Origin of the sequence: Neobacillus rhizosphaerae, from assembly GCF_937468385.1 — a bacterium.
GTDB classification, from domain to species: Bacteria; Bacillota; Bacilli; order Bacillales; family Cytobacillaceae; genus Neobacillus; species Neobacillus rhizosphaerae.
In genome coordinates this window covers 24,576-42,719 of the sequence record NZ_CALBWS010000038.1, presented here as the reverse complement: position 1 = coordinate 42,719, position 18,144 = coordinate 24,576, and the positions used below count along the sequence as shown (strand labels likewise).

Sequence of the window (18,144 nt, the reverse complement as noted above, 5' to 3'; positions counted from 1 at the left end):
AGACTCTCGAATCAAATGATACTTCTGAAGGTTACTTGTTTCTTTGCGGAAATGTAGGAATTGTTGAACCAATTACATTTGCTATTCAATGTGGCATTTACAGCCTTCCTTAAAGATGGTAGAACTTTGTAAATTTGGTATAGATTAAGCTGATAAATGTCTTTTAATGAGATTAAATATAGCTGCACACTCTACTATAAGTTGTTATGAAGAATTAGTCCATGCATGTTCATTAACAGTAATGAAACTCACGTCGGATATTATTAGGGGATATTCAATGGAAATTTAATGACTATCTTCTAATTGAAACGTGATATGGTAAATGTTTTTGTTATGTGTGGAGGATTTTCTACCAATGGTAATTTCGAGGAATATTTATTTAGCTTTATTTAGAAGAAGGGAACCTGTATGAGTAAAACGACGATATATAAGTATGATAAAACAGATACACTAATTAAAATTATAAAAAACGCTTTTAACTCCATTATAATAATATTACTAATTAACATCCTATTAACCTTTTTGAGAAAAATTACGAGCGATAAAATTGTAGTAACATTTTCTTATGAGTGGGTAAGGTGGGTATTATATAGCTCAATAGGTCTACTTTGTTTATTCGCTTTCACTTTTTATATTATTATTAGTCTTCCAATTATAAAATTTAGAGTAAAGCCATTAACTACTACATTAGACTATTTAGTAAGTAACTTTACTATTGGTATTATTTCTAATTACTTTCTGATTGGAGGCCCAGTGACTTTTTGGTCTGGAAATATGTTATCAGACTTATTTGATATTTTACTAATATTTTCATTAGTTCTTTTCTTTTATTTTTTTGTTGAAAGTATTATACGACTTATACCAAAATTAAGTCAGGATAAAGTCCCTAATGCCCAACATAATTATAATTCAGGTAATCCTATAGAAACAAAAGATGAAGATAAACTAAATAGAGCAGATTTTGCAAATAAACTTGGAGAAGCATTAGAAAATCAACAACAAAATGAAAGTCTGACTATAGGTCTTTTAGGGGAATGGGGAAGTGGAAAGAGTTCGGTTTATAACATGGTTAAAGAATATAGTAGCAATTTAAAAAAAGAATCTAGTGAAGAATCTAACATTCTATATATAGACTTTAAACCATGGTACTTTGGGAAAGATAACCATGATATTATTCGTATCTATTTATTTCACTTCTTGGAAGAAATAAAAAAAACACGAGGTTACAATCCAAAAATAGGGAAAGTCATTAAACAATATGCTGACATTATATCTACAGTCAGTGTACGTAGTTTTGGAACAATTGTATCTTTTAAGGAAATGATTGATAAGATCCTACCTACTAGAGAAAATGTTAGTTTAACAGAACTAAAAAAAGAAATCGAAGATTTATTATTAAAATTTCCTAAAAGAATTGTTGTTTATATAGATGATATTGACCGTTTGGAAGGTAATGAAATACGAATGATGTTTAAGTTGGTCCGACTAATAGCAGATTTTCCGAGGGTAACATATATAATGGCTCTAGATGAAGAAATAGTAAAAAAATCATTAGCAAGTATATACCAAGTAGAAGCAGATAGTAATTTTGAAGATGCTAAGAAATATATTGAGAAGTTTATTCAAATTCCCATTTACTTGCCTAAACCAATCAATAACGATTTGGAAACATTCTTTTCTGAGCAGATAAGAGATGTTTTTGAAAAGAATAATATTGAAGGTATTAGTGATATACAAATAGTTAAAAGTTTAATAGATTTAAAATTTTCTCCAAGAAATATATATAGGTATAAAAATTTAGTTCAGTTCTACTTGCCATTACTAAAAAGTGAAGTGAATATAAATGATTTACTTTATTTGATTATGATACAGGTAAGCTCTTCAGATCTTTATAACTTTATTTACCATAATAAAAAAGTTTTAATTAATGAAGAGAGTACCTCTACAGAGGGTGATAAGAATAAACTATATAATATTGAAAACATAAATGAGTATAGGGGTATTCTTGAAACTTTATTCCCCCTAGTAGCACGTATATTTGGAGAAGAACTAAAGAAATTTAAGTCTAGTGAAAAAATTTCATGGGAGAAAAACAAGAAAATATGTACTTATGAATTTTTTGATCAATATTTTGTTTATGGAGTTCCAACAAACAAAATATCGCAAACAGAGTTAGCTGAATTGATAACGCTTTTAAGAGATGGTGGTTTGAGTGACGTTAAGAGAGGGTATATAAATTTAATTGAAAAATTTAGTGCAACTGAATTAAATAGTAAGCTTGGACTAAGAATAGAAGAAATTAGTGGACCGCATCAAGAAAAATTACTTCATATTCTGAAAGATATATATCATCTTAAATATAGCAAAAATACTAAGTTTGACGGAATCGATAGTATTTTGTCGTTAGCAAAAACAATAGCAAGAAATTTGCATTTCCAAAACCACGTATTTGATCTTCAATTCTGGGAAGATGGAAATATTTTATTTACATTAGGTATTCATAAATTTTTAAAGCAATCTAATATTAATAAAAATGGATTATCAGTTTTAAAAAAGGCAGTACAAAGTGCATATTATAATATTTCTGATGAGTGTTTTTTTGTAAATTTTAATCAAAGTGATGCTGGCACCCTTTGGCTAAATTGGACTCATTACTTTTCTGATGACGAAATTAAATTAATCGTAAATAATTGGATTAAATCTGAGGATGAGTTTGAAAATATTTTAAACTTTACTTTCAATAATAAGCACTCAGGTTTATTAAAAAATGAAGAATTATTGATAAGCTTATTCATTAGCTCTACAAGATATTTAACAGACGAGAAAATAGAATCATATTTTAATAATAAAAGTCTTCCTTCTACAGAAAATGAGTTGGATGAATATATCACAAAAACTAATTACCGAAACATAGGAACATTTATTTTTGCTAAAAATAAGTTGTTCAAGTTCATAAATGTACAACTTGAAGAAATTTATACTTTAAGTGTAAGTCAACATATCTTTGCTCAACCCAAGGCCTCTATTCAAATGGGAGCAGAAATAATCATCAAATTTGGAAATGCAGATCAAAGAACAATAATTGAAGAGAACTTAAAAATAATAGATGAATATAATAAAGAATATATTAAAGAAAGAGAAGCTATAGAAGAAGGACAAAGAGATTTACAACTTGGATAACATTCTTAAAAATATTGCTCTTTAGATTATTTGAGCTTTGTTCCATATGAGTTTTTAAATATGCCTAGGTAAACACCACTACACCAATCTATCTGCGTCACCATTCAAGCCAGGTTGAAGTGGTGTTACCTATATTATTTTTTTATACACTAGAAGATATCTTAATTAATGCGTAAAACTCACCAGCACCCATGTGTTACCACATACACTCTGGACATTGTGAAGCGGTAGCTTGGTTGGAATTGGTATAATAGAAAAGCAGATGATATAGAAAAAATCTATACCATCTGCTTTTTTGTTTATAAAAATACCATTCAGGAACGATTTTCGTTAAAATAAACATTGCCGATTTTCACAATAGTTTTTCACAAATTATAAATGTCCAAATGTACTTGTGTTTGATAATAAGTTATTAAGCATGATATAAGTGTAAAAGAAGTGGAACATTTGGCTTTATATTTTTTGACCGAGAGTTTGAAGTTGTATCCATAGTGAGAGGATTTGAGTTTGAAATGATAGATAATTTTTGGCGTGATTTACCACGACCATTTTTTGTACTTGCACCAATGGAAGATGTGACAGATGTTGTTTTTCGTCACGTAGTAAGTGAAGCAGGTCGACCGGATGTATTTTTCACAGAGTTTACAAACTCGGATAGCTATTGTCATCCAGAGGGCATGACAAGTGTGCGTGGCCGTTTGCTTTTTACAGAAGATGAACAGCCAATGGTGGCACATATTTGGGGGGATAATCCCGAATATTTCCGTCAAATGAGTATTGGCCTAGCAGAGCTAGGATATAAAGGCATCGATATTAATATGGGCTGCCCTGTACCGAATGTGGCATCGAGAGGGAAAGGTAGTGGCCTTATTCTGCGTCCAGACGTTGCGGCAGAACTTATTCAAGCAGCAAAAGCGGGCGGACTACCTGTCAGCGTGAAAACACGACTTGGCTATAAGGATGTAAATGAGTGGGAGGAGTGGCTAACGCATATTTTAAAACAGGATATTGCGAACCTTTCTATTCATTTACGTACAAGAAAGGAAATGAGCCAAGTAGATGCGCATTGGGAGCTAATTCCGGAAATCAAAAAATTACGTGACCGTATCGCACCAAATACGCTACTAACAATCAATGGAGACATTCCTGACCGTCAAACTGGGCTGCAGCTTGCTGAACAATATGGTATTGATGGCGTTATGATCGGGCGAGGTATTTTTAAAAATCCTTTTGCTTTTGAAAAAGAGCCAAAAGAGCATAGCAGTAAAGAATACCTTGATCTTTTAAGACTGCAGCTTGATCTTCAAGATCAATATGCGGAAGCACTGCCACGTTCAATCACAGGGCTTCATCGCTTTTTCAAAATTTATGTCAAAGGGTTCCGTGGAGCTGGTGAATTAAGAAATCAATTGATGAACACGAAATCAACAGATGAAGTGCGTGCATTGCTTGATAACTTTGGAAAAGAATGTTGATGGGACGGGGACAGTGAAATGATGTAACTCTCAAAAAGTTAGAGGAAAAATGAATCACATCAAATCATGTGTACTTATATTATTCAGTTTCAAGTTCCTTTGCAGCCGGCAACTTTTGTTTTGATAAAGTCTGTTTTCTGAAAGAAAAAGGTCTCAAGAATGTAATAAACCCACCAGCACCCTTGTGTTGCCACATACACTCTGCACACGTGGAGTGTGTGGTGCAATTAGTGATTAAATAGGTTGTCCTCAATATCCAAAACAACTGAGTGTTGTGTAATAATAGCTAAGAGCCCAATTACTTTTTAAAAATTGGGCTCTTGTTTTTTTGATTATTGGGCAATTTATATTGAACTATTTCCATTACAATCCTTACAAAATCTTACACACTTCGGGGAGTGATAGGCACCGATTTAAACTGGACGAGTTTTTTGTGTTTTTCTATACCAATTATGATTTCAAACAGGAATTTTCTATAATAACCCCTAACACAAAACTATAATTCTATATGGTGTGGTTTGGGCGGGGATACTTTGTGTGGATGGTCCATAGATAACAATGAGATCTCGGTTCGCAGGGTTTCTTGTAAAGGGTTGCCCATTTGTTAAAACAATTTGGGTATATGGAGATACATTTAATCGTAATTGTCCATCACTACTCTCCAACTGACTATTAAAATAATCTACTTTTACATTTTGATATGGGCTGTCTTTTACCATGACAAGTGCTTGGTATTGTGGAGGGTAAATTAGAAGAGCGGGTGCATTCCCGTCATAATATCCAGTCACTCGATCTCCAACTGCCACCATTACATGGTCTACAAAGTGAGTTGTAGGTGACACCACGAAATTTACTATTGTTCCCATTCCGTTTTGTACAGATATTAATTTTTTACAGCCATCTCCTTCACCATTTTGCCCTATAAGATCAGTAATCATGGTGACAGTCCCATGAAAAGAATAAAATTTTGTCATCCTTATACCTCCAATGCTTATACCTTTGAATGTTATGGAAGCCCGACATTAGTAGGTGCTGCTTAACTTTGTTCCAAAAATCTCTGTTGCCAATATTGTGGATATAAATTGAGTACCATTCCATGTTAAAAGGTTTTCGACATATCCTAATGTATCCGAATTAGACGTACCAATAATACGTTGAAAAACAAGTAAATCAAAACTCATGCTTTTTCCATTTGTAACAATGGGATATAACGCAGTTGCAGCAAGAACCTCGCCTTTAACCGGCTGTTTTAATTTGCCATTTTCATCGTAAAGCTGTGATAGATAATCAAAGCCTTTGTAGCTAATGTCAAGGGTGAAAAGCTTGTCATGTGAAGGACTTCCTACACTTACTTTATAAAGATCTTTATAATTGACATTGAACGTATAGTCATTATTATATTTTTCAAAATCAAACAACAGGCGTGGAATATTATTATTGAAGGAGTAAATATAGAAAAACCCGTAGTTGCCACTTCCTCCTGATTCGATACTCACCAAAATATCCCATATGTTATCTTTAGAAAAATCTCCAAGGAAGATCATAGGATCAATGGTTGAAGTCTGGTTAGAAAGCCCATCTTGAATGACAAGTGTAATCTGATCTGCAAAGGTTCCGGATTCATCGTGTTTAATACCATATAAATAGACGTTATCCATATAACCGTCACCGTTCACATCACCTTGCTTCATGTCAAGCAACACTATTTTTCTAGAATAAGTATTGTTACCATACGAATGTTCTTGAAAATGCCTGGACAAATGTACCCCTCCAAAACACATTTAATTACGTTGTGTACCATATGTAGGTCAATACCTATTTGACTGTGTGGCTGCCCATGAAAGATAAGAAAATGTTCTGTAGATTAATAGGAAAGTGAATTTATTAGTGCTAAGAAATTACTGTTTTATAGGTAAATACACATTTATGAGAGAACAAGTTAATTGGTCTATGACTAATGAATATGATGATGTGAGATTAAAAATAAAAGGAGTGAATTTTATGTATCCTAGCCATGTACCTCTATATTATAGCAATCCATTTAGTCAGGAAGCTTATGTATATTCGTTACCATACCAAGAAATGAATTATGACTATTCAACACTTGAGGGAAGACAATTTGGTGGGCAGCAACCTCCGTCTGCACCTCCTGGTCAAGATCTGGAGCCTGGACCACCAACATCACCACCGCCATCTACTGTTCCTCAACAGACGCATCAAGCAGGAGCGTATGCGGTAGACCCAGGCAGTATGATAGGTTGTTTACACAGATACACGTATGTATGGCTTAGAGGTCGTGAACAATTCTGGTTTTATCCAACATTTATTGGTCGACACTCTGTCTCAGGGTATCGCTGGACTGGTTCTAGATGGGTCCGATACGGAATAAGCCTAAGACAAATTCAATCGTTTACTTGCGTTTAATAAGAAAAAATTTTGTAAATATCTAAATCAGCGTGTGTGAACGGTCAAAAAGCCACGATAACTTTATTTCAACTGCAGCTCCAAAGATATAAAAATCTGGAATCTTCTAATATAGTTTCAATTAACAAAAAAATTTGTGAACGATTGTACTTAAAGTAAAGGGTGCAAGAGTTTAATTAGCGCTTAATTTTAAGATTTCAAAACTGAATGCTGGTTCTCCAAATTGTAGAGAGGAGCGACTATTTATTGTAATCGAAAAGAAAAAAGAAATTCAAAATAAAGGTTTAAAAAGCTAACAAATCCGTTAGCTTTTTATTTTTGTTTTTATAATAATCACTTTTCCTCTTAATCTTTATTTAATCTTTATCTCATCTTTATTTCATTAGGCTATACTTCTTTCCGAACAGAATTATTAATCAATCAATTAATTAAATACTCAAATATAGAAAGAAGTGAGTACATGAAAATACGTAAACAATTAAATAATGATGGTAAGGTTGCAGCATTTTTCTTATTACCAAGTTTGATAGGTTTTGCCCTTTTCTATCTAATCCCTTTTGTAATGGGTACTATCTATTCATTTAAAGATGGGGCGGTTGGTGGTTCATTTGTTGGTCTTTTTAATTATAAAGAGTTGTTAGCTAGTGCTTCTTTTTTAAAGGCAGCCACAAACACATTTTGGTTTACAGCAATCAATGTTCCACTAGTAATCGGCATTTCTTTAATATTGGCACTTTGCTTGCATCAAACCGTCATGTTTAAAAATGCAATTATTAGTTCATTTATTTTGCCAATTGTTGTACCAGTTGCTTCGATTGTTATGCTATGGCAGATATTATTCGATTGGAACGGAACAATTAATTTATGGATGGTGAAGATGGGTTTTTCACAAATTGATTGGATGAAATCGGATTGGTCGATCGTCGTTGTATCTCTAGTTTATTTATGGAAAAACATTGGTTACAACATGATCATATTCTTAGCAGGTCTTCAAAATATACCCAAAGATTATTATGAAATAGCTGAAATGGAAGGCGCAGGTCGTTTCTTTAAATTTAGACAGATCACTCTGGTTTACTTAACACCAACAATGTTTTTTGTACTCTTAATGAGCATTATTAACTCCTTCAAAGTATTCCGTGAAACCTATCTAATCGCAGGAGATTATCCATATGATAGAATTTATATGATTCAGCACTATATGAACAATATGTTTGCTTCTTTAAATGTTCAAAAACTGACCGCTGCTGCGTCATTAATGGTCTTATGTATTTTAATCTTAGTGTTTATTTTCTTCGCAATCGAACGTCGCTATCGAAAATTTATGAGCTAGGAACGAGGGGTGAATAAGATGAAAAGAAATACGTTAATTCGCAAAGGGATTTTAACCTTTTCATTATTGCTTATGGCGGCAATCATGGTTTTTCCAGTCGTTTTTACATTATCAAATTCTTTTATGACAGAGAATGAAATTAGCCGTCACTATCCTTCAGAAAGTGAGAGTCAACAAGATAATGCGCATAAAAATTCCTTCATCCATTTGAAGTTGATTCCTGACCAGTTCTCGTTTGAACAATATAAAGCATTCTTTGTTAAGAAACAATCTTTCATTGACAAGGAACAATCAAATATGAAATTTTATGGAAATTCTGCCCTAATGGTGATCCCAATCATACTTGGTCAACTGATTGTGGCATCCCTTGCAGCATATGTCTATGGAAAACTAAAGTTCAAAGGAAGAGATACGCTATTTTTGGTATATATGGTTACTATGTTGATGCCATTTCAAGTAACACTTGTACCTAATTATCTTATTGTAGACAAATTGGGGCTCTTAAATAGCTTTGGAGCAATCATCTTTCCAGGGGTATTTGGTGCGTTTGGTGTGTTTATACTCAGACAATTCGTCATGACGATTCCTTATTCATATATCGAGGCTGCAAAAATAGATGGGGCAGGTCATTTTACGATTTTTATGAAGATCATCTTGCCACTGATTCGCCCAGGACTTGCAGCACTAGTCGTATTATTATTCGCTGATTATTGGAACATGGTTGAACAACCACTTATTTTTCTAGATGATCCATCAAAATTCCCGTTGTCACTTTATTTATCGCAAATCATACAAGATACAAGAGGCATTGGTTTCGCTGCATCTATTCTCTATATGGCACCAATGTTATTGATTTTCGGATTTGCAAAAAAATATTTAATCAAAGGAATTCAGTTATCAGGTGCTAAGGATTAATGGTTACATCACTAATTAATAAAATTCCATGTTTGATAAAATAGTAGTATGAGAGAGCATAGAAAGCGAGCGTGGATAGATCATGCAATACAAAATCTTAATCGTGGAAGATGAAACGATTTTACGTGAAATTGTGAAAGATTATTTAGTAAATGAAGGTCATGAAGTAATTGAAGCGATTGATGGTGAACAAGCATTGGAATTATTTCAAGAACAAGATTTTCATCTCATTATTCTTGATATTATGTTACCGAAGGTTGATGGGTGGGCAGTTTGTAGAAGAATTCGAAAGACTTCAAATGTTCCTATCATCATGTTAACAGCACGGGTTGATGAAGATGATACACTGCTTGGGTTTGAGTTAGGCGCCGATGACTATGTTACAAAACCTTATAGTCCACCAATTTTGCTTGCCAGAGTTAAACGATTACTTGAAAATCGATATAAAATAAATAAGCCTTCAAACGAAACATTAACCAAAAATGGTATTTCAGTCGATTTTTCTTCTCGGACAGTCAAAGTAGATGGAAACAATATCAATTTAACCCATACTGAATTTGAAATATTAACTTATTTAATGCAAAACCATGGGATTGTGATTACAAGAGAACAACTCGTGCAAAAGGTTTGGGGCTATGACTACAATGGTGATGAACGGACAATCAATACACATATTCGGAATTTACGTACGAAATTAGGTAGTAAATCAAAAGTGATTACAACGATTATTCGAACAGGTTATAAGTTTGAGGAAACCGTATGAAATTCGGGATTGTCTTAAAACTGTTTTTATTAACAACAACTTTGTGTTTGTTAATCACTGGATCCATTTATATAGGTCAAACAATCTTTTTTAAGCAATACTATGCAAATCAAAAAGTTAATGAACTGAAATCAAGTATCAAATCGTTTAAGAAACAATACTTAAAAAGTAATGGTGATGTTCAAACAATCCAGCAATTAGAACAAGACTTTTATCGTGCTCAAAATACATGGATTACAACGCTTGATCACAATGGAAATATGAAAACTGCAAATGATTTTTATGTGGAAATTAAGATCGAAAATAAACAACCAAATCAATTACTGACGATTCCACTATATCATTTCTTAAAAGAAGACGACCTTTTAAAAGACACCCCGCCTATGTCAAAAGGTGATATAGTGGATGTTAGAACGATTGATAAAAATAATATATCAATCCCTTTTTATCTTTATGTGGTTCAGCGTAATTCATACTGGATCAATCAATCCATGTGGAAAAATATTGATAACTCCTTTCAAGTTGATAATGAGCCATACGTTATAAAAGAAAAATTGGACTTATACACAAAATATAATGAGGGAATCCATCAATTAACAGGAACAGTACAAAATGTACGCATTCCTGATCGTAATGACGTTTCAAGCATCATATACAGTAATAGCTTATTTATGGATCGTATTAATGAATTCCAAACGAATTTATTCATGGATAAACAAAACCAATACGAAACGTTTAAAACGCTTGATTATGAACAAAATGGAATCAAATATAAATTGTTTATCGATCCGATTAAAGATGAAAATGGTGAAACAAATTATATTTTTTCAATGGCTTCTTTACAACCAGTAGATGAAGCTGTGCGGATGGTAAAAGATTATTTTGTCTATATGATTGCGTTTGTTTTACTTCTTACAATTTTGGCGTCCATTTACTATTCAATAAAAATCGCAAAACCATTATTAAGAATAAACGATACAACTAGAAAAATAGCACACTTAGATTTTTCAGAACGAATTGAATATCATTCCAAAGATGAGATTGGTGATTTATCACAGAATATTAATTTGCTTTCAAATACGCTACATTCACATATTACTCAACTACAACAAGATATTGAGAAAGAAAAACAATTAGAAAACACTAGGAAAGAATTCATCTCAGGTGTTTCGCATGAACTAAAGACACCTTTAAGTATTATGAAAAGCTGTATTTCGATACTGAAAGACGGTGTTGCTAGTCATAAGAAGGACTACTATTTTGAAGCGATGGAAAAAGAAGTCGACAAGATGGATCTATTAATTGTCGATATGCTGGAACTAGCAAAATACGAGTCTGGAACGTATAAAATGAAAATGGAACCTTTTTTTATTGATAAAATAATTGATCATGTTTGTAATCAATTATCTTTAGAAATTGAGAAAAAGGAACTAACGGTTCATAAAGATTTAGCAACAATTGAAGTATTTGCTAATCAACATCGAATTGAACAAGTCATCACGAACTATATAACAAATGCGATCCGTTATACCCCTGTTCATGAAAATATTTATATTTCAACGACAATAGAAGATGATCAAGTGAAAGTGTGTGTGGAAAATAAAGGAACACACATTCCAAATGACCAATTAGATAAAGTCTGGGAACGTTTCTATCGTGGTGATACGTCTCGTCAACGATCAGAAGGTAGTACTGGGTTAGGTCTTGCCATATCAAAAAATATATTGGAACTACATGGTGCCCAGTATGGTGTCGTGAATACTTCTGATGGCGTACTGTTTTACTTTACCTTAAATAAAAATAGTTGAAAAAACTGCTCATTCGTTTCTTTCTGATTAATCGCCCTTTTGACCAGGGCGATTTTTTTGTTATAGCTAGCGTTCCCGAAAATTTTATCAATCTTTTAATAATCTTTATTTCATCTTCATCTAATCTTTATTTGAGGTGGGTATCTTACATTAAATGACGAAGAGAAATGGGAGATGAAGTAATGAAAAAAATATTGCCTTTAATGATGAGTTTAATCGTAATGTTTAGTCTGTCCGCATGCAGTAGTGGAAACACACAAACCAAGGAAAGCAAAAACACCGAACAAAATCGTTCAAAAAATAGTACTAATGATAATGGTAAAAAACAGAATAGAGAAGATCTATCGTTAAAGGTAAGTAAAGACGAGAAAAAAACGATAGTCATCTCAGTAATGGGAAATACACCATTCTTTGAAATGGCAAAAAAAGAATACGAAAAAAAGCATCCCAACATTACGATTCAGATAAAAGGATTTACGACAAAAAATATGTTGTCACCAGTTTTATTGGAGAAATATCTTAAAACGACATCGACAGAAGTTTTATCTGGAAAAGGTGCTGATTTATTTGTTTTGAATGACAGCAGTTTACCTGTGGATCGATTTGTTGATAAAAAAGCTTTTGTTAACTTAAATGACTATATTAATATCGATACTTCATTTGATAAAAATCAATATTATATGAATATCATTCAAAATTCCAAAATGAATGGTGGACTTTATGTATTACCTACTCGTTTTTACTTGAATGCTTTATTTGCGGATCAAGATGCGATTTCGAAAACTGGTGTCAAAATAGATGATAAACATAATTGGACATGGAGCCAGTTTGTTGAAGTTAGTAAGCAGTTAAAACAAAAAGGTTCACTTGAATTCGCTATGCAAGATAGTCCTGAATCAATCTTAAATACATTAGTATTTGAGGATAAAAATTTTAGTCAGCTTGTGAATATAGGGAAAAATGAAGCTTATTTTGATTCGAAATTTTTCACCGACTTATTAACGCAAGTAAAGGAATTGTATGACGATAATGTATTAACAGAACAGTATTCAGAGGATAGTACTTATTTTAGAAGTTCTCAAATCTATTCTCCAAAAGATTACTTTTTACGCTCAGCAGTTTTTTATAAGAATGCAACAATTTATCAAATGCCACATTCTTCTGACAAAGAATCAGGTGTTTCGTTTGTAGGTTACGATCGATATGCTATGAATTCTAATTCTAATGTGAAAATGGAAGCATGGGATTACTTAAAGTTTTTAATGTCTTATGATATGCAACTACAATCACAAACGGGTATGTTTCCAATTAATAAAGCTGCCAATGAAAAGGAATTTGCCGAATTGAAAAATGGAACAAAACTTGATAATCCAAAAGGTCGTCAGGTAACGATTTCAGAAGAAGCTCTTCAACCACTTAAGCAAATGATTACTGAAGCAAATACGCAAGTGAGATCGAATGACAAGATTCAAGCGATTATCTCAGAAGAATCGAAAAGCTATTTTAGTGGTCAAAAATCTGCGGAAAGTGTTGCGGATATTATACAGAACAGAGTAATGACCTACTTAAACGAGTAGAAGGATAAGAAATTTCTTGGAGACCATTTTTAAAATGGTCTCTTTTTCATATCCAAATTAATTATCTTTTAGTTTTTATGAATAGTAACAGACAGAATTTTAGTCTTTTTTATCCATTTTTATCAATCTTGATTGATTATTCATCTCATCTTTATCTCTTTTTAAGAGCTAATGGATATGCGTTTAAGGTATATAACCCAAATGAGCACTTTTCATTAAATTTTTGGAATGAACAACGTCTTTAAAATTGATAAATCTTCATTTCATCTTTATATAATTTTGATTTTGTCTTCATTCACAACTATTAGACTATTAAATATCAGCAAGATAAATATAAAGCTAAGGGGGAAATTTCATGAATCGAAAGAAAGATAAGTGGAAAAGAATTTTTTTATTATTGGTAATATCAATTTTAATGATAGTTTTAATCATGAACCTTCAAGAGAATGAACTAATAATAAATAAAGAACATTCAGCCCAAGCATCAAATGTAAATAGAAATAAAGTAAATACAACTTCTGAAAAGATAATAACTGGTAAAACAATTGTAATTGATGCAGGTCATGGTGGAATAGATATAGGTGCAAGTGGACAAAATGGAACAAATGAAAAAGATGTAACATTAACAATGGCTAAAAATATACAAAATGAGTTAGAGAAACGTACTGACGCTAATGTTATATTAACGAGAAATGATGATGTAAATATATCACTTGCAGATCGTGTAAAAATTGCAGATGAACAGAAAGCAGACTTATTTGTTAGTATCCATTTTGATGCATTTTTTACGATTGACGTTGAGGGGATTACAACGTATTATATGAAAAAATCGGACGAGCCTTTAGCAGCATTAATTCAAGATCATATTTTTAAAAACGGGTTGGATGCAAGAGATCGTGGTGTAAGTTTAGGGGACTACTATGTATTAAGAGAAAACTCAAGTCCAGCAATCTTACTTGAACTTGGATACATTTCAAATTCATCTGATGAAGCACGAATGACTTCAGAAGAATTTCAATCAAACACAACAAATTCAATAGTTGATGGGATGATTGACTATTTAAATAGTTAAAAAAGTATAAATTTAATTGAATAGAAACTGGATAGTGGACAATGATTTTATGTCTATCTTATACAACACTAGTAAATGAAGTACGGATAACCAAAAAGCCGATTTCCTATTAGGAACATCGGCTTTTCTATATAAACAAAATTAATTTTAGCCCTTTTTTAACTATGAAAAAAAGGGAACCTTTCCTAATATAAATACATCTTACTTTCGAAAGACAAAAAACAACAAAAGTAGAAATGGAGGCGAATTCTTGAATAAGAAGGAAGTTCTAGAAGTATGGATGGATAAGTACACACAACGTCTTGTTAGACTTGCTTATACTTACGTCAAAGATTGGCTAAAAGCAGAAGACCAAGTACAAGAGGCATTTATTAAGGCATTTAATTCAATGGACCAATTAAAGAATAAAGAAGAGCCATTTCCTTGGCTTGCAAGAATTGTTATTAATGAATGTAAGAGTTCGTTTAGAAAATCTTGGCGAGAAGTCATATCAGACTTTTTACCTGAAAGGAAACAAGAAAGCAGTGAAGAATCATATCTCCGAAGTGTTCAGGAAGAAGAGGTACATAACGCCGTCTATGATCTACCGAAACATTATAGTTTGCCTATTACTCTCTTCTATTTTGAAGAGCTTTCCATTCAGGAAATATCACAAATTTTAAATCTTAATATTGGGACAGTAAAATCTAGACTTGCCCGTGGTCGCCAATTATTAAGTAGGAAAATTAAGGAGGATGGATATGGAGGAAAGAGAATTAAGGTCAGCAAAAATGTACTTTAAACATAAGGTAGATATTGATAAATTTAAAAAAGATACATTTAAAAAATTAGATAGAAATAATCATAACCAACAAACTAATATGGAAGAAAAGAGAAAGAACAGATACCCTAAGTGGATGCTTGCTTCAGCTGCTTCAGTAATGATTATTGGTACAGCTTTTACTTTCGGTGGTACATACATTGTGGATGCTGCTGAAACATTAATCAATCAATTATTTGGTTCGAAAGAAAATTTAATGCAAGTTTATCCTGATGAGCCTAAAGAAGAATATAGTTACTTCGAACGGCACTTAGAAATAGCAGAAGAGAATTTAACAGAAGAAGAGTTCAACCATTATAGTCAATTATTTAAAGAACAGTTCGAGATAAAAAGTAAGTTACAAAAAGAAAATAGAGAGCCTAATGAAGAAGAAGCAAAGAGATTACACCAAATTAAAGAATTACAGCAATCTTACGAAAATAAATTTGCACTAATCGAAGCCCAACAGTTGGTAAGTTACCCTATTACAAAACCAACATATATACCCGAAGGATATAAACAAGTTAACGAAAGTTTCTATCTTGCAGAAAAAGATATTGGTGATGATCCAACTGTTGAATTAGAGTATAGCAAAGGAGAGTTTGGGTTTTCGACATCTCAGCAGGAAATAAATCAAACAAATGATTTAGAATATTTGTGGAGGAATTTTGAAAAATCCGAATCCTATTCTTTAAATGGATTTGAATTTGTTTATGTAAACTCTGAAGAAATGAACAAGACTGGTATGAGGGTAACTGTTCCAGAAAAAGGATACAAAATCACACTGATTGCAGATAAATTGTCAAAAGAAGAAATGGAAAAAGTATTGCTGTCTATGATAGAAAAGTAAATGGACTTTTCAATATGGAGGGCATCTGAACGGCTATCTGGACTATAATCGGGGCAGAATAGGAAAAGATTTCTCGGAAAACTCTATTGTTTTTTCTGACAATTCAAAGGCCAAAAAAGAGAGAAAAGCGGAAAAAAATGAGAGCAAACATGCAGGAAATCGGGGTTTTGTGCGAAAACTTTATTTGGACAGCGAACGGTGGAATGCGGGTGTGCGGGGGATTTTTTGTTAGATCCTTTTTTATTACTGAACAAAAAGAAGGCAACTAACCCTTTAGGGAGTTACCTATTTACTTTTTTGCTATCCGATTTATCACGAAGTAGTATAAAATTAAATGTACCGGTGGTTTTGTTGGGACTGAATTAGGATTATCTGCATCAATTGTGCAAGCAGCAATAATATAGCATATTTTTGTCGTTTGAGTATTTAGGGTTATAAAAGTCAAAGCATGGAAACTCTAATTACATCTGCGTATTACTATCGCTTTAATACTAAGGCACAGGTCGAGGAAGAAGCAAAGATTGAAATAAGATAGATTGGTATGATTAGTCCCTGTTGCTTTAGAGTACAGGTACTAATTTTAAAAAATTGGAGGTTTATTGTGGATAATAACGATATATTAATTCGATTGAGATATGCAATGGAAATAAAAAATAAAGAAATGGCAGAGATATTTAAACTTGGCTCTGTTGATGTAACAGTACCAGATGTAATAAAGATTCTCTCAAAATCAGACGACTATGATGCTGAAAGTGACGATCAAATAAAATGTAATAACAGTATGTTAGATTCATTCTTAAATGGTTTTATTATTTTTAAAAGAGGAAAACAAGAGCCCAAACCAGGACAGCCTGATATGCCAGAACCGACTATAAAGAAAAGTGCAAACGTTAATAATCTCCTATTAAAGAAAGTAAAAATAGCATTAGCATTAACTACTGACGATATGCTGGATATATTCGAAAAAGCAGGAATTACGGTTTCAAAAGGAGAACTCGGCGCTTTCTTAAGAAAAGAAGGGCATAAGAATTATAAAGAGTGCGGAGATAAATACGCCAGGAATTTCTTAAAAGGGTTGGCTGTCAAGTATAGGGGATAATTAATTTTACAGGTGATGACATGATACATACCTACTTAGGTGAGACCATACGTTTTGAGATCAAGTATAAAAATCGTACCTCTATAGGAATTACGATAGATAGTTATGGAAATTTGGAAGTCCAGGCTTCGAAAGGGACACCTGATGATAGAGTGCTTCAGTTATTAGAGGAAAAATGGGATCTTATTCAGCAAAAATTAAAAGAAATAAAGGGTAGACTGCTGGGGCCTCAGAAAAAGGTGTATGAGTATGGTGAGAGTTTTCTTTATTTAGGAAACACCTATCCCATAGAAATCTTTCAAGATATAAATATAACGCAAGAACATGTAGTGTTTAAAGAAGAAACGCTACATATATATATAAGGCAGCCTGACACTGAAAAAATAAAACAAGCTTTAAAACGATTTTATTACCAGCAGTGTAAGGCTTTAGTGGAGAAGAGCATATCCTCCTATCAAAGCAACTTCAAAACAAAGCCACGTTCTTTTCGTATCTCGGATAGCAAAACTACTTGGGGAACCTGTGATTCAAAACTGCAGTTAACATTCAATTGGAGACTGGCAATGGCACCACGGGAGGTAATCGACTATGTAGTCGTTCACGAAATGTGCCATATGGTTCATCTTAACCATGACCGATCCTTCTGGCGTCTTGTTGGAAAAATACTGCCTGATTATAAGGAAAAGGAAAACTGGTTAACTTTTTCAGGTTGGAAAATGACTGTTTAGCAGTCCTATTACCAATTACAAAATGCAAATTTAACAAAAAAATAAAATGAGAATGATACTTTTCCCTTACACAATGATTTTTGAGAGGTACCTTTTTTATTAATAACAGTTAATCATTGTG

The 18,144-nt window shown here is 32.6% G+C and carries 15 protein-coding genes; 13 read left to right on the top strand and 2 right to left on the bottom strand.

Translation table 11 applies throughout. The annotated features are described in order from the left end of the window. The first annotated feature begins 408 nt into the window (after window positions 1-408). Entirely contained in the window at window positions 409-3,180 is a 2,772-nt protein-coding gene (locus M5A78_RS21485; protein ID WP_248737325.1) for a KAP family P-loop NTPase fold protein, read from the top strand. A 512-nt stretch (window positions 3,181-3,692) separates the two neighbouring features. Then, window positions 3,693-4,655 (top strand): tRNA dihydrouridine synthase, encoded by a 963-nt coding sequence (locus M5A78_RS21480; protein ID WP_248737324.1) that lies wholly within the window; start codon window positions 3,693-3,695, stop codon window positions 4,653-4,655. A gap of 485 nt (window positions 4,656-5,140) precedes the next feature. On the opposite strand, the gene M5A78_RS21475 is transcribed toward M5A78_RS21480, so the two are convergent. Further along, entirely contained in the window at window positions 5,141-5,629 is a 489-nt protein-coding gene (locus M5A78_RS21475) for a hypothetical protein (protein ID WP_248737323.1), read from the bottom strand. A 48-nt stretch (window positions 5,630-5,677) separates the two neighbouring features. After that, window positions 5,678-6,415 (bottom strand): VCBS repeat-containing protein, encoded by a 738-nt coding sequence (locus M5A78_RS21470; RefSeq protein WP_248737322.1) that lies wholly within the window; start codon window positions 6,413-6,415, stop codon window positions 5,678-5,680. A 241-nt stretch (window positions 6,416-6,656) separates the two neighbouring features. Between M5A78_RS21470 and M5A78_RS21465 the strand changes: the two genes are divergently transcribed. The 11 genes from M5A78_RS21465 (at window position 6,657) to M5A78_RS21415 (ending at window position 18,023) form a co-directional block, all read left to right on the top strand. Beyond that, the gene (locus M5A78_RS21465; RefSeq protein WP_248737321.1) at window positions 6,657-7,079 is read left to right on the top strand and encodes a hypothetical protein; all 423 of its coding nucleotides are present in this window, start codon (window positions 6,657-6,659) and stop codon (window positions 7,077-7,079) included. Window positions 7,080-7,539: 460 nt separating this feature from the next. Further along, a complete protein-coding gene (locus M5A78_RS21460) occupies window positions 7,540-8,412 on the top strand; it encodes a carbohydrate ABC transporter permease (RefSeq protein ID WP_248737320.1) in 873 nt (290 codons plus the stop codon). Window positions 8,413-8,430: 18 nt separating this feature from the next. Continuing rightward, window positions 8,431-9,327 carry a carbohydrate ABC transporter permease gene (locus tag M5A78_RS21455; RefSeq protein ID WP_248737319.1) on the top strand — a complete coding sequence of 299 codons (897 nt, stop codon included), beginning with the start codon at window positions 8,431-8,433 and terminating at the stop codon, window positions 9,325-9,327. Window positions 9,328-9,409: 82 nt separating this feature from the next. After that, the gene (locus tag M5A78_RS21450; RefSeq protein WP_248737318.1) at window positions 9,410-10,090 is read left to right on the top strand and encodes a response regulator transcription factor; all 681 of its coding nucleotides are present in this window, start codon (window positions 9,410-9,412) and stop codon (window positions 10,088-10,090) included. Then, window positions 10,087-11,898 (top strand): sensor histidine kinase, encoded by a 1,812-nt coding sequence (locus M5A78_RS21445; RefSeq protein WP_248737317.1) that lies wholly within the window; start codon window positions 10,087-10,089, stop codon window positions 11,896-11,898. The genes M5A78_RS21450 and M5A78_RS21445 overlap by 4 nt, the downstream gene beginning before the upstream one ends. 182 nt (window positions 11,899-12,080) lie before the next feature. Continuing rightward, window positions 12,081-13,475, top strand: coding sequence for an ABC transporter substrate-binding protein (locus tag M5A78_RS21440; RefSeq protein ID WP_248737316.1), 1,395 nt, complete (start codon window positions 12,081-12,083; stop codon window positions 13,473-13,475). Between the two features lie 355 nt (window positions 13,476-13,830). Beyond that, window positions 13,831-14,547, top strand: coding sequence for an N-acetylmuramoyl-L-alanine amidase family protein (locus M5A78_RS21435; RefSeq protein WP_248737315.1), 717 nt, complete (start codon window positions 13,831-13,833; stop codon window positions 14,545-14,547). 250 nt (window positions 14,548-14,797) lie between these two features. Beyond that, window positions 14,798-15,328, top strand: a complete 531-nt coding sequence (locus tag M5A78_RS21430) for a sigma-70 family RNA polymerase sigma factor (protein WP_248737314.1) — start codon at window positions 14,798-14,800, stop codon at window positions 15,326-15,328. Continuing rightward, a complete protein-coding gene (locus M5A78_RS21425; RefSeq protein ID WP_248737313.1) occupies window positions 15,288-16,196 on the top strand; it encodes a DUF4367 domain-containing protein in 909 nt (302 codons plus the stop codon). The genes M5A78_RS21430 and M5A78_RS21425 overlap by 41 nt, the downstream gene beginning before the upstream one ends. Window positions 16,197-16,797: 601 nt before the next feature. Further along, on the top strand, window positions 16,798-17,295 hold the full coding sequence (locus tag M5A78_RS21420) for a YehS family protein (RefSeq protein ID WP_248737312.1): 498 nt from the start codon (window positions 16,798-16,800) through the stop codon (window positions 17,293-17,295). A gap of 20 nt (window positions 17,296-17,315) precedes the next feature. After that, window positions 17,316-18,023, top strand: a complete 708-nt coding sequence (locus M5A78_RS21415; protein WP_248737311.1) for a M48 family metallopeptidase — start codon at window positions 17,316-17,318, stop codon at window positions 18,021-18,023. Window positions 18,024-18,144: the final 121 nt, after the last annotated feature.